We start from the raw sequence: 13702 nt of genomic DNA, 5'->3' as shown, positions 1-13702 counted from the left end.
AAATGTCACACCTTTTTGACGTCTACCCCATCTACGATATAGAACCCGTAAAAGCCGAAGGCAGCTACCTTTGGGACCAGAACGGTACTAAGTACCTCGACCTTTACGGCGGCCACGCGGTGATTTCGGTGGGCCATTGCCATCCTTATTATGTGGATAAGCTCACGAAGCAGCTCAATGCGATCAGTTTTTATTCCAATTCCGTCAAAATCTCCATTCAGGAAGAGCTGGCGGTGAAGTTGGGTGAGCTGTCGGGTTACCCGGATTATAAATTGTTCCTCTGCAACTCCGGCGCGGAAGCGAATGAGAATGCATTGAAACTGGCTTCTTTTCACAACGGCAGGACGAAGGTGATTTCCTTCACCAAGTCCTTCCACGGCCGGACTGCCGGCGCCGTGGCTGCTACCGACAATCCGTCGATTGTAGCGCCGGTAAACTACAAGGAGCACGTTACTTTCCTGCCATTCAATGATGTGAATGCGGCCGAGGAAGGCATTACCGACGAAGTATGCGCGGTGATCGTGGAAGGCATTCAGGGCGTAGGCGGTATCAACGTTTGTACCGATGAATTTTTACAAACACTGAGACGCAAATGCGACGAAACCGGCGCGATCCTCATCCTTGATAGCGTACAATGCGGCTACGGACGGACGGGCAAGTTCTTTTCGCACCAGTTCAGCGGCATCGAGCCGGACATTATGTCGATGGCCAAAGGAATGGGCAATGGCTTCCCGATAGGCGGGATTTTGATTTCCCCTAAATTCAAAGCAAGCTACGGTTTGCTGGGAACGACATTCGGCGGCAACCACCTGGCTTGCGCGGCGGGCGTGGCGGTGCTGGACATTATGAAAGATGAAAACCTGATCGCGAATGCGGCTGAGATAGGCGAATACCTGTTCGAAGGCATTAAGGCGATTGGCGGTTATAAGGAACTGAGAGGCCGCGGGCTGATGATCGGGATCGAGTACGATTTCCCGGTGAAGGACCTGCGCAATAAGCTTTTGTTTGAACACAAAATGTTCACGGGCGTGGCGGGCGCGAACACGATCCGCTTGCTGCCGTCGCTCGCATTGGGCAAAGCGGAGGCCGATTTGTTCCTCGAAGCATTGAAAAAAGAAGTATCTGTTGCGGCTGAGTGATTTTTTTGAACTAATACCATCCTTGTCGAAGTTGAGCATAGGAACACCTATCTCCGAAATTTTAACCTGAATGAAACACTTTCTGTCCATTAAAGACGTCACCGACCTCCCACAGCTCATTACCAGCGGCATCGCGGCCAAAAAGGACCCGTTTGCAGACCAGGCGCTTGGGAAAAACAAAACCATTGGCCTCCTGTTTTTCAATTCGAGTTTAAGGACGAGGATCAGCACACAGAAAGCTGCCCAAAACCTTGGCTTGAACGTAATCACGATGAATGTTGGCCAGGATGGTTGGGGATTGGAAATGGAAGAGGGTGTGATCATGAACGGCGACAAGGCGGAGCACGTGAAGGAAGCTGCGGCGGTGATCGGCAGCTATTGCGACATCATCGGTATCCGCTCGTTCGCAGGTTTAAAGGACCGTGATAAGGATTATGCGGAAATCGTTTTTCAGCAATTCAAAAAATACGCGCAGGTACCGATCGTAAACCTCGAATCGGCGACGCGGCACCCGCTGCAATCGCTGGCCGACTGCATTACGATCGAAGAATTTAAGCTCAAAAAACGCCCGAAAGTGGTATTGACCTGGCTGCCGCATTTCAAGGCATTGCCGCAGGCCGTTGCCAATTCGTTTTGCGAATGGATGAACCCGATGGACGTGGAACTCGTGATCACGCACCCGGAAGGCTACGATCTCTCACCCGATTTCGTGGGCAAAGGCCAGGTGATTTACGACCAGGACAAGGCATTGGAGGGCGCGGATTTTGTTTATGGCAAAAATTGGTCGTCGTACAACAGCTATGGACAGGTTTTGAATACTGATCCCTCCTGGATGATTACCGAGGCAAAAATGGCATTGACCGACAACGGCAAATTCATGCATTGCCTGCCCGTACGCCGCAATATGAAGGTGGCCGACGAAGTACTCGACGGCCCGCGTTCGCTGGTGATCGAGCAGGCCGCCAACCGCGAATGGTCGGCGCAGGCGGCATTGAAAGAGGTCTTGTTGGGCTTGTAATTGTTATTTTTGCAAGATTGAAATACAAAGGGAGCGGTCACAGTCGGCCGCTTTCATCATGAAACTGTTAATGAAATGAGTGCAACCACATTGGCTCAACCCTTCGATACTACAACTCTGAATGACGTTCGTAAAACGGGCGTTTTGCTCGTAAACCTCGGCACGCCCGACAGCCCGTCGGTGCCCGATGTACGCAAATACCTGCGCCAGTTCCTCATGGACGAGCGCGTGATCGATATTCCGTATGTGAACCGCTGGTTTTTGATCAACCTGGTCATCGCTCCATTCCGCGCACCGAAGTCTGCGAAAGTGTACAAGCAGCTCTGGCGGCCAGACGGCTCTCCGCTGAAAACTTATGGTTATTCGGTGAAGGACAAATTACAAAAGGTGCTGGGTGGTGATTATGTGGTAGAGCTGGCGATGCGTTACCAAAACCCGAGCATTGAGAAGGCGCTGGTCGCATTGCGTAAGGAATGCCTGACAGAGATCATCGTCGTGCCATTTTTCCCGCAATATGCTTCGGCGTCCACCGGCTCGGTGTACAAAGAGGTAATGCGCGTGGTGAAAGACTGGGAAGTGCTGCCGGAGATCCGTTTCGTCAACCGTTTCCTCGAACATCCGAAGTTTATCAAGGGTTTCGTGGATCTGGGTAAAAAATACATGGCACAGCACGATTACGACCATTTCGTGTTCAGCTACCACGGCCTGCCCGAGCGACAGATCACCAAGGGCGACGTGACGGGCAGCTTTTGCCAGTTCGGCAGCTGCTGCGACAAGCTCGATCACCGCAATCAGCATTGCTACCGTGCCCAATGCTTTGAAACAACGCGTTTGCTCGTAAAAGGATTAGGCATTCCCGAAGGTAAATACACCACCTGCTTCCAGTCGCGGCTGGGCAAAAGTCCGTGGATCAAGCCTTATACCGACGAGGTAATCCCCGAACTGACCAAGAAAGGCGTAAAAAGCGCATTGGCATTCTCCCCCGCATTCGTTGCCGACTGTTTGGAAACGACCATTGAAGTAGGCGAAGAATACAAAGAGCTATTCGAAAAGGAAGGCGGCGTGCATTGGCAGCTCGTCGAAAGCCTTAACGACAGCGACATCTGGGTCGAATGTCTGGAAGATATCGTAAAAAACCCGGCCTCCTGATTCAGGGGCCGGGTTTTGGCTTTTTATAGTACGATTACAGAATAACGCTCTCCTTTTTGTAAAGGCCGATCAGCGTATCCGCTGCATAGTCGATATCGGCTTCGGTATTATACTTCCCGAACGAAAAACGCACATTAGCACGGTTTTCATCGATTTTAAGCTCATTCAACACGTGCGAGCCAATGTCGGTACCGCTGGAACAAGCGCTGCCGCCTGAAACGGCGATTCCTGCAATGTCGAGATTAAACAGCAGCATATCGCTGATATCCGACGGGGGCAGGCTTACGCTCAGGACCGTGTAAAGGCTCTTGCCAAGCTCGGCTGAGTTGCCGTTGAACCGCACGCCGTCAATCCCCTCTTTCAGCTTCGCGATCATGCGTCCTTTGAGCCCTTCGATGTGCGCCTGATGCGCGTCCATATCACGATAAGCGATTTCCAATGCTTTCGCGAGGCCTACAATTCCGTAAATGTTTTCGGTTCCCCCGCGCATGTTACGCTCCTGCGCGCCTCCGTGCACGAACGGATTGATCTTAATCCCCGGACGGACGTACAAAAACCCAATGCCTTTCGGGCCGTTGAACTTATGCGCTGCGCCGACGATGAAATTCGTTTTCAGCTTTTGCAGGTCGTGACGGTAATGGCCCATCGTCTGCACAGTGTCGCTATGGAAAATCGCGTTATATTTTTCGCAAATGTCGCCTACCGCTTCCAGATCGAGCAGGTTGCCGATTTCGTTGTTGCCATGCATCAGGGACACCAGTGAACGCGGTTTGGAAGCCAGCAGCGATTCCAGATGTTCCAGGTCTACCTCCCCTTTCTCATTCAATTTCACAAAACTCAGCTCAATAATGCCCAGTTTTTTGAGGTGTTCCAATGTGTGCAGCACCGCGTGGTGCTCGATGCGCGACGTAATAGCATGCTGCAAACCGAAAGTTTCGATGCTCGACCGAATGGCCGTGTTATCTGCTTCCGTACCGCCCGATGTAAAAAATATCTCGGCAGGCGCCGCATTCAAAGTGGCTGCAATGCTTTTTCTGGCGCGCTCGATGGATGAGCGAACGGCGCGACCGTAGGAGTGAATCGAAGAGGGATTGCCGAATTGCTCGGTCATCAGCGGCAGCATCGCTTCCAGGACCTCGGGGTCCAGCTGCGTCGTAGCCGCATTGTCCAGATAGACTTTCATGGGGATATAAAATTAGAAAGATCACTCATTGTCAGTTCCCGACAACAAGTGACCTGAATAGCTAAGCAACAGCTTTATTATTTCTTCGGTTCCGAAATGATTTCCTTGATATCCGAAATGATTTTATTGGCAAGGTTCGTGGCCGTCGTTTGCGTCTCCGATTCAGAATAAATGCGGATAATCGGCTCGGTATTAGACCTTCTTAAATGCACCCATTCGCGGTCGAATTCAATGCGGACGCCGTCCACCGTGTTCACCGGCTGCTTGGAGTAGCGCGTCTGAATGCGGTCGAGGATGTTATCCACGTTGATCTCTGGCGTGAGCTCGATTTTGTTTTTGGAAATATAATAATTCGGATATGACCTTCTCAGAACCGACGCCTTCTTACCAGATTTTGCAAGGTGTGTTAGAAACAATGCAATGCCTACCAGCGCGTCGCGGCCGTAGTGGCTTTCAGGGTAAATTACCCCTCCGTTACCTTCCCCGCCGATCACCGCTTTATTGGACTTCATCGCATTCACCACATTCACCTCCCCTACTGCCGATGCGAGGTATTCTCCGCCGGCTTTGATAGTCACGTCGCGCAATGCGGCCGTCGACGAAAGGTTGGATACCGTGTTGCCCGGCGTATTTTTCAATACATAATCCGCAACGGCCACGAGGGTGTATTCTTCTCCGAATGGCGTTCCGTCCTCGCACATGAGCGCTAGCCGGTCCACATCCGGGTCCACGACGATACCGAGCTGGTAAGAGCCATTGTTGAGCTCTTTGCTAATGTCGTGCAAATGCTCAGGCAGCGGCTCGGGATTGTGTGCAAAGTTGCCGGTGGGTTCGCAGTTCAGTTTTTTGATGCTCTTGGCGTCCACACCGAGCGCTTCCAGCAGCATGGGCACCGCAATGCCCCCGGTTGAGTTAACGGCATCGACAACGACCCTGAAATTGGCGTTCTTAATCGCTTCCACGTCTACCAGCGACAGGGAAAGCACGTGTTCGATATGCTTTTGAAGGTAGGTATCGTCGGCTGCATAGCTTCCCAGCTTCTTCACATCCGGGAAAATAAAGTCCTCCTGCTCCGCAATGCGCAGCACTTCCGCTCCTTCCGCTTCTGAAATGAATTCTCCTTCGCTGTTGAGTAGTTTGAGGGCATTCCACTGAATAGGGTTGTGGCTTGCCGTGAGGATAATACCGCCCGCCGCTCCTTCCGCTTTCACGGCTATCTCGACAGTCGGCGTTGTGGAGAGGCCAAGGTCGAGCACATTCAGCCCCACACCCTGCAAAGTGCCGGCCACGAGGCGGCTTACCATTTCACCGGAAAGCCTCGCGTCCCTGCCGATCACGACCTTCAAATTCTGAGGATTTGTACGCCTCACCCATGTCCCGTATGCAGCAGCAAACTTCACAACATCAATCGGAGTCAGCGCCTCACCCGATTTTCCACCCACTATTCCCCTGATTCCCGAGATAGATTTAATTAACGTCACGTAGAATTCCTCTTTATGTTTGGTTGCAAAAATACTAAAATTCCCTCTCCACAATTAGATTTTTCTACAAACAAAAAACTACAATTGAGTATCTGGACTTATATCTTTCGTATGACTACCGCTTCAATGATTTGCCGGAAAACCAGCCATTGTATACGTTCTCAGCTTAAAATACGCCGTTAGGCCCTCGAAATCTGCCCCATTTATGCCCCGACGTGCCCGCCGTAATTGGAAACAGGCGAACACCAGCCCCGCGTCGTTAAGCACGCAGCGGCCCTCACCTGACTAAATTTCAACGCCCCGGAAACACATCGTTCTCCCGCGGCCCGAATGACAGAATCGCTAAGATAGGAAAGTTTTGATCAGTTCATCCACTGGCTTTTGAAATGCCCCTGGCTCTGGCTTTGCCCCTGGCCGGTTTCCAATCCGAAATACATATCGAAGATCTGGTTGTCCACTTCGTTGTTTTTGATCTGGAATTTATCGAGATAATCGTGCAGGCCCATCTTGAAAACATCTTCCACATCCGTGAATTCCAGCTCGCTGCGAACCTTGCTCAATGCACGCTCGGCGGGATTGGTGTAACCCCGCTCGGGAATGGAGCCGGCGATGGCATACAGCGACAATTCCGCCTGGCGCACGCAATACGCGATCGAGCGCGGGAAGAGTTTGTCGAGGATCAAAAACGCCACGATGTTCATCGGCGTGAGCGCCCGGTGCGTTTGCCGGTACATATTATAGGCACTCACCGATTTCAGAACGGCAGTCCAGAGCATCAGGTCCAATGTCGAGCCGGAAGTACCCGAATCCTGTAATAATGTAAAATATTTTACATCCAGGAAGCGCGAACATTTGTCGGCGCGCTCGATATGCCGCCCAAGCCGGCCGAAATGCCAGCCCTCATTGCGCGTGATCGTAGAGTCGACCACGCCGTGGAACAGCTGGCAGTTTTTACGGATATCGGTGAAATAGGACTGCATGTGGTCCATATTCCGGAAATCGTCGGGCGAGGTGCCTTTAATGGTGAGGTAAAACGTGTTGATACTCTCCCACATTTCCTTCGAGATCGTCTCCCGGATCGTCCGCGCATTCTCACGGGCCTCGTACAGGCAGCTGATGATCGAATTCGGGTTTCGTTTATCGAACGTCATGAAATGAATGACATCCTCCTTGGTTGGCTTATCGTAGTATTTGTAAAACAGAAAGTGGTCGGCCGTTGCGATCAGAAGCGGCTCCCATTGTTCGTCCACATCGGGCGGAAGATCCAGGGCCAGGTTGAAATTAACTCCCACAAAACGGGCATAGTTTTCAACCCGTTCCATATAACGATTCATCCAATAAATAGAATTCGCAACTCGGCTCAACATAAATGGAAAGTAATGTTCCTAAATTTAGTAAATCAGAATAATCATTAGGCGATCACACCAAAATACCTAATATTATTTTGCAAACACAAGGATATACAAAAAGTAATATTATTTCCTCAAAGATTATTATTCCGCAAATTTTGTGGCCCGATCTTGGATTCTTCCTTAAACCTTTAAAATTTGTAACTTAACCTTTCATCAAACCATAACCCGTATTTGCTGTGTCAAAGAAAGAACAATTCATTGCAGCGATTCAGAAATCCTATCATACTGACAAACCTGTAATTCATTTGGGATCGGCCATTCTCGACGGCGAGATTATCGGCGAGGCCCGCGTGAACCTTCCCTTGCGCATGATGAACCGCCACGGGCTCGTGGCCGGAGCGACCGGATCGGGTAAGACGCGCACACTACAAGTATTCGCCGAGCAGCTTTCCGCTGCCGGCGTGCCGGTTTTTATGTCGGATATCAAAGGCGACCTTTCAGGCATTGCGCAGCCCGGCAAAACCAATGCAGCCCTCGAAGAACGCGCCCAGATCCTCGGCACCGTTTTCGAGCCGAGGGGATTTCCTGTCGAGCTCTATTCGCTCAGCGGCAACAAAGGCGCCCAAATGCGCGCCACCGTCCTGGAATTCGGGCCGATATTGCTGTCCAAAATCTTCGAACTGAACGAAACGCAGGCCGGCGTACTGGCCATTCTATTTAAATATGCCGACGACAAGGACCTGCCGATGGTGGACCTGAACGACTTGAAAAAAGTCCTCAACTACCTTTCCGAAGGCCCCGGCGCAGCCGAAATCAAAGCCGACTATGGTACCATTTCGGCCTCCACAGCCGGCACGATCCTCCGCAAAATCGTCGCATTGGAGCAGCAGGGTGTAGGCAGCATCTTCGGCGAGCGCTCGTTCGATATTGAAGACCTGATCAACAAAGTCGACGGCCAAGGCGTGATCAGTCTCCTGAACGTGTCCGACGTGCAGGACCGCCCCGCATTGTTCTCGACATTCATGCTCAGCCTTCTGGCAGAATTATACCAAAAACTGCCGGAAGCGGGTGATCTGGACAAACCTAAACTGGTTTTCTTCCTCGACGAGGCGCATTTGCTCTTCAAAGACGCGCCGAAGGCATTCCTCGAACAGATCGAGCAGGTAGTCCGGCTGATCCGTTCCAAAGGTGTAGGTATTTTCTTTTGCACCCAAATGGCGCAGGACGTGCCTGTATCGGTGCTCGGGCAGCTTGGGAACCGCGTGCAGCACGTGCTCCGCGCATTTACGCCGCAGGATGCCGAAGGTTTGAAACAAACCGTCAAAACTTACCCGAAATCAGACTTCTATTCGATCGACCAGGTACTGACGACGCTGGGTATCGGGCAGGCATTGATTACGGTTTTGAATGAAAAAGGTATTCCTACTGAGGTTGCGGCCACGCATTTAATGCCGCCCGCATCCGTAATGGGGCCTATGGTGCAAGCCGATTACGACCGGCATGTGCAGCAGTCGGATGTATATGCAAAATACAGAGATCCTATCGACCCGGAGAGCGCCTACGAAATCCTGACCAAGCGGATGGAGGAGCAGGCCCGTAAGGAAACCGAAGCGAAAGAAGCCGAAGTACAGGCGAAAGTCGAGGCGAAAAAGGAGAAAGAACAAACGAGCATGATCTCCGACGCGCTCAACTCCCCACTGGCCAAGCAGATCGGTCGCGAAGTAGTCCGGGGCGTTTTCGGAATGCTGTTTGGCAAGAAGACAAGTACCCGCTCCCGGAAGAGCGGCGGAGGTTTGTTCGGATTTTAAACGTCCCCGTCAAATCCGATAACACAACGCTCCCTGGCGAGCTTATCCAGGTTATGCGGCACATCGAGACGCGTTTTGGCATTGTCGAACGCGTCCCGATATTGCTCCCTTAACTCCCGCCGCTTGATCGCTTCCAGAAACCGCCGCGCGTCGCCTTCATTTTCCAGCAGCAGCTCAGGCACAGCAGTCGGCTTGTTATCATCGTCCTTGGCGACCATTGTAACGTACGAAGTGTTGGTATGCCTTACCGTACGGTTACGCACGTTCTCAGCTATTACCCGGATGCCCACCACTAGCGACGTGCGTCCCACGTAATTCACCGACGCGTGCAGCGACACGAGGTCACCCACTTCCACCGGTTGAAGAAAATCCACGCCATCCACCGAAACCGTCACGCAGTAAGTTCCCGCATGCCGCGACGCACATGCGTACGCGACCTTGTCGATCAGTGATAACAGAATACCTCCGTGGATTTTCCCGCCAAAATTGGCATAGGAAGGGATCATGAGTTCGGTGAGGGTGGTTTGGGAAAAGCTGACGGGCCTGGGCTCCATGTGCATGAGTTATTTTTTCAAAAAGATGGTTTTGCCGGTTTTAGCCGCTTCTTTGGCTGTTTCCAGTATCTCTACGACGGTCACATTCACAGGCAGCCCGTACAAATCGTTCTGATCGAGCTTCAAACCGCCTTGCACCACATCGGCCAGCACCGAGAATGGATCGGTGTAGGGAGCGGGGCGCGGTTCGAGTTTCAATGTTTCTTCGGGTGCTTTTTCCTGCAAACGCTGGCGCACGGTGGTCGCATTCACGGCCACCGCGTAGCCCTTGTTGCCGTACACTTCCATATCCTTTCTCGCGAACGACCAGTTCCACGAGCCCTGGATAATGCATTGCGCTTTCGGATATTGTAGGATAATGGACGCCTCATCGTCGACATTCTTGTAAATATCCGGCTTATTCTGGTGCGTCACTGCGGTAACTGAAATCGGCCGTTCGCCCTTCATGAGCCAGGTCATGAGGTTGGCGCCATAGCAGCCGAAATCCACCAATGCACCGGCGCCATTCTTGGCCGGGTCGGTCAAAATAGCGAAAAACTCCTTGCTTACCCCGATTTCCTTCGGTCCCTGGTGGCCGTCGTTCACCATTACCTTCCGGATTTCGCCCAGTTTCCCGTCCTGGATCAGCTGGTTCACGTGCTGGTTGCTGGCATACCAGGAGGTTTCGTAGTTGGTTAGCACATGAATGTTATTCTTGGTCGCGAGTTGCTGGATTTCCCTGGCATCGGCGAATGTGGTCGCCAGCGGCTTTTCCACCATCACACTGATCTTCCGCGGCGCACATGCCCGCACGACCACCACGTGTTCGCTAATCGCCCCGAATGCGGAAACCGCTTCCGGCTTCGTTTCATCGAGCATTTTGTTGAGGTCTGAATAAAATAGCTTGGGGTCGAGCTTGTACCGTTCGGTAAACTGTTTCACGAGGTCCGGATTGGTTTCCCAAATACCCACGAGCTGAATATCAGTCTTGTCTTTGCGGTTAAAGATCCAGCCTACATGTCCGTGGCTCAGCCCGGCAACTGCCACGCGCACGGGTTTCTGTGCCATCGAAGAAATGCTGAGCAAAGCAAAAAAGAGGCATACAAGTGTTTTCATTATCATTTCGGTTTAGGATAATTTATCAATAATGTCCCGGATCACTTCCTGCAAATAGGCACCATTGTACGGCCCATACCAGCTCATGGTTTTGGTTTCGTACAAATCGCGGTTGAAATGCTTGTCGTGGGTAATGTATCCGATGTAGCCGCCGTTGAAACTCGTTACCATCAGGTTCAGGCCTTTGCTTTTGGCATAGGCATCGAGCGGGCCGGTGAGCTCGCCGGAAAAGTCGCAGGGCATTCCAACCATTAAAATATTGCCAACGCGCAATGCTTTCACAAACACCGGGTATTCGCCGAATGCCTTTTTGAATGCCCACGGGCGCAGCACGATGTTCATTGTCAACCGCGGCGTCGGCTCGCGGAGGGGTAATGGTAATGTCAATGCCTGAACGACCGAGTTATTCGCGTTCTCCTTTTTCGCATCGGGCGACAGCAATGCTTTCTGCACGCCGAATGCCTGGTTTTTCACTTCATCAAAATCATCCGTTCCCTGCTCGATCGGCCCCATGCTGCCCACTGCGCCGGCCATGTACATCGCAAAATCATAGCGTCCTTTTTCCAGCGAATCCACGAGTGCGCCCGGGTAGTCGCGGGAGAGGACGATGTTTTTGGAATTCAAAACCGTGGAATGCGCGGCGAATGAGCTGAGAATGGCCTTCTGCCCGCTTTTGGTCACAAACGCAGCCGAGCGGATTTCAGGATCGATGCTCCCCTCCTCGCCTACCAGCCGGTTGCGAATGTCGAGCGAATCGAGCGATTCCATGTAGGTTAACTGCACCGGCTCCACTTTTTGCTGCGCATCGGTAATGGCTTTGTGGAATGCATTGGCCAGCTTTTCAACAATGGCCGGATCATATTTACCCGAAAAAAACAGCGACGAAACGCCTGTCCCCCAGCCGCCTACACTATTATGGCTATGCGTAGCGCCGAAAAAAATCTGCTCAAAAGGAATATCGCCCGGTTTCAGCTTTTTCTTGAAGGATTTGATGACCGTGGGCGGTATGATGAGCAGGTCGGCGGCGATGATGGCTGCCTTGGTTTGGCCGTTGTCGATCACCATCGCACGTACATATACGGAGTCGTGCACGGTGGTGTAATGCTTGCCTCGGCGATTGCCGTAACCTGCCGTTGGCGTGGGCGAGGCGGGTGTAATGTTCACTTTTGCCCAACCTACTTGCAATGCGCCCGTCGTGTCGGCCGGGCCGGAAACGGGCTTCACACCGCCAATAAGCGTTTTCCACTCTTTATAGTAAGCCATTTCCTGATACGGCGTGTCGTCCATCGTCGTTATCATGGTGGAAATGGCTAGTACGAGCAACAGCAGGAATATCCCGATGACTTTCAAAAAAATGCGCAGCACTTTCATGTTTGACCGGCTAAGCCTGCTTGACAAGTTGGATGTTGGCAATCAGCTTCACATCCTCGCCGATCACCAGTCCGCCCGAATCGGTGAGCTGCATGTAATTCAAGCCAAATTCCTGACGGCTCAAACGTCCTTCGACCTCGAAACCGATGCGGATATTTCCGTCGGCGTCCTTTTCGGCGCCGCCATACTCGGCATCGAGCTCGATGGGCTTGGTAATGCCTTTCAGCGTAAGCAAGCCCGAGAGTTTGTACTTATCGCCTTTTACTTTGTGAAAGTAGTTGGATTGAAAGGTAATATGCGGATATTGCTCGGCATCGAAGAAATCGGCGGACCGCAAGTGGGCGTCGCGCATTTCCACGTTGGTATCGATACTGCTCACATCCAGTGAGAAGTGAATCTCTGCATTTTCAAAGTTATTCAGATCCGAAGTGGCCCCGCCTTCAAAGTTGTTGAAGGAACCTGTGATCGTCGAAATGACAAGGTGTTTGATTTTAAACTGCACTTCGGAATGCGCCGGGTCTACGATCCATTTTGTAACTGCCATAAGTGTATTATTTAAATTTCACTAAATACTACTTGCTCTAAAAATAACATTCCTGACGGATAAACGTCGATAAAAACAATTTAATTCTAGCCTATACGCGTGTTCACGATAAAATAAATGGCACGTAATTTTTAAGTAACTAAGCATCATTACATTGAAGCACAATACTAATCCGACTCATACATGAAAATGAAGGGAAGAAGCATATTCACGTACGACGTGTATGCCCCCACCACCGTAACCACCATGTTACGCCCCCGCCGGCAAGAAGGCCAGTCTATCATCCAGGAAGGTTTTAACATTGATCCATCGGTGCCGTTTTCGGAGTACACCGACCTTTACGGCAATCCCTGCCAGCGCACGATCCTGCCCGTGGGCCGTGTGGTCATATCCACGGAGGTGCAAGCCCAGGTGAATCCCACCAAGCCCATTCCCAATCCAACGCCTGCGTATATGCTGGTAGGGGACCTGCCCGACGAGGTAATGCATTATATCCTGCCGAGCCGCTATTGCCAGTCGGATTTGCATGAAATCAATATGTTAGCACTGGAAATCGCCGGACATATGACGCCCGGCTACGAGCAGGTGGAGGCGATACGAAGCTGGATACACCAGAATGTACGCTATCAATACGGCGTTTCCAATGCCGCTACCACCGCCCTCGACACCGCCCGCAGCCGCGTAGGCGTGTGCCGCGACTTCACGCACCTCGCCATCGCATTATGCCGCAACCTGTGCATTCCAACACGCATGACGGTGGGCTATCTCGATAAATTGAAGGAGATGGACCTGCACGCCTGGTTCGAGGTGTTCATCGGCGGCGAATGGTACGCATTTGATGCCGTGCAGGAAAAAACGGAAGGCTACCGCATCGAAATCGCCCACGGACGCGATGCGGCAGATGTGGCGATGGTTACCCAATATGGCAATGCGACGCTGCTATCGCTGCACGTGGAAGTGGAATTACTTGAACCTGAGCAATAAAAGAAAAGCCGGTGCCCGAAAAGG

The 13702-nt window shown here is 51.9% G+C and carries 12 protein-coding genes; 5 read left to right on the top strand and 7 right to left on the bottom strand.

Going from position 1 to position 13702, the window contains the following annotated elements:
- Window positions 1-2 precede the first annotated feature (2 nt).
- From DFER_RS22020 to hemH, 3 genes are all read left to right on the top strand, one after another.
- Window positions 3-1139, top strand: coding sequence for an aspartate aminotransferase family protein (locus DFER_RS22020; RefSeq protein ID WP_015813864.1), 1137 nt, complete (start codon window positions 3-5; stop codon window positions 1137-1139).
- 70 nt (window positions 1140-1209) lie between these two features.
- Complete coding sequence (locus tag DFER_RS22015; protein WP_015813863.1) at window positions 1210-2157, top strand: N-acetylornithine carbamoyltransferase; 948 nt, start codon at window positions 1210-1212, stop codon at window positions 2155-2157.
- A 75-nt stretch (window positions 2158-2232) separates the two neighbouring features.
- The gene (gene hemH / locus DFER_RS22010; protein WP_015813862.1) at window positions 2233-3306 is read left to right on the top strand and encodes a ferrochelatase; all 1074 of its coding nucleotides are present in this window, start codon (window positions 2233-2235) and stop codon (window positions 3304-3306) included.
- 34 nt (window positions 3307-3340) lie between these two features.
- Here the strand turns inward: hemH and DFER_RS22005 are convergent, their stop codons facing one another.
- The 3 genes from DFER_RS22005 to DFER_RS21995 form a co-directional block, all read right to left on the bottom strand.
- Complete coding sequence (locus DFER_RS22005) at window positions 3341-4489, bottom strand: cysteine desulfurase family protein (protein WP_015813861.1); 1149 nt, start codon at window positions 4487-4489, stop codon at window positions 3341-3343.
- A gap of 77 nt (window positions 4490-4566) precedes the next feature.
- Window positions 4567-5970, bottom strand: coding sequence for a phosphoglucosamine mutase (gene glmM, locus DFER_RS22000; RefSeq protein WP_015813860.1), 1404 nt, complete (start codon window positions 5968-5970; stop codon window positions 4567-4569).
- A 362-nt stretch (window positions 5971-6332) separates the two neighbouring features.
- The gene (locus tag DFER_RS21995; RefSeq protein WP_374754550.1) at window positions 6333-7292 is read right to left on the bottom strand and encodes an alpha-E domain-containing protein; all 960 of its coding nucleotides are present in this window, start codon (window positions 7290-7292) and stop codon (window positions 6333-6335) included.
- A 266-nt stretch (window positions 7293-7558) separates the two neighbouring features.
- Between DFER_RS21995 and DFER_RS21990 the strand changes: the two genes are divergently transcribed.
- Complete coding sequence (locus DFER_RS21990; protein ID WP_015813858.1) at window positions 7559-9130, top strand: helicase HerA-like domain-containing protein; 1572 nt, start codon at window positions 7559-7561, stop codon at window positions 9128-9130.
- On the opposite strand, the gene DFER_RS21985 is transcribed toward DFER_RS21990, so the two are convergent.
- From DFER_RS21985 to DFER_RS21970, 4 genes are read right to left on the bottom strand one after another with little or no spacing between them, the layout of a single operon-like run.
- A complete protein-coding gene (locus DFER_RS21985; protein ID WP_041735409.1) occupies window positions 9127-9684 on the bottom strand; it encodes an acyl-CoA thioesterase in 558 nt (185 codons plus the stop codon). The two genes, DFER_RS21990 and DFER_RS21985, sit on opposite strands and share 4 nt — an antisense overlap.
- Before the next feature lie 9 nt (window positions 9685-9693).
- Window positions 9694-10779, bottom strand: coding sequence for a Gfo/Idh/MocA family protein (locus tag DFER_RS21980; protein WP_041735406.1), 1086 nt, complete (start codon window positions 10777-10779; stop codon window positions 9694-9696).
- 12 nt (window positions 10780-10791) lie between these two features.
- Window positions 10792-12150 (bottom strand): neutral/alkaline non-lysosomal ceramidase N-terminal domain-containing protein, encoded by a 1359-nt coding sequence (locus tag DFER_RS21975; protein WP_015813855.1) that lies wholly within the window; start codon window positions 12148-12150, stop codon window positions 10792-10794.
- Between the two features lie 10 nt (window positions 12151-12160).
- Window positions 12161-12694 (bottom strand): YceI family protein, encoded by a 534-nt coding sequence (locus DFER_RS21970; protein ID WP_015813854.1) that lies wholly within the window; start codon window positions 12692-12694, stop codon window positions 12161-12163.
- Between the two features lie 183 nt (window positions 12695-12877).
- On the opposite strand from DFER_RS21970, the gene DFER_RS21965 reads away from it, so the two are divergent.
- Window positions 12878-13678 (top strand): transglutaminase-like domain-containing protein, encoded by an 801-nt coding sequence (locus DFER_RS21965; protein ID WP_015813853.1) that lies wholly within the window; start codon window positions 12878-12880, stop codon window positions 13676-13678.
- The last annotated feature ends 24 nt before the right edge of the window (window positions 13679-13702 follow it).

This window comes from Dyadobacter fermentans DSM 18053 (assembly GCF_000023125.1).
GTDB classification, from domain to species: Bacteria; Bacteroidota; Bacteroidia; order Cytophagales; family Spirosomataceae; genus Dyadobacter; species Dyadobacter fermentans.
This window is presented reverse-complemented; position numbering and strand designations above follow the sequence as displayed.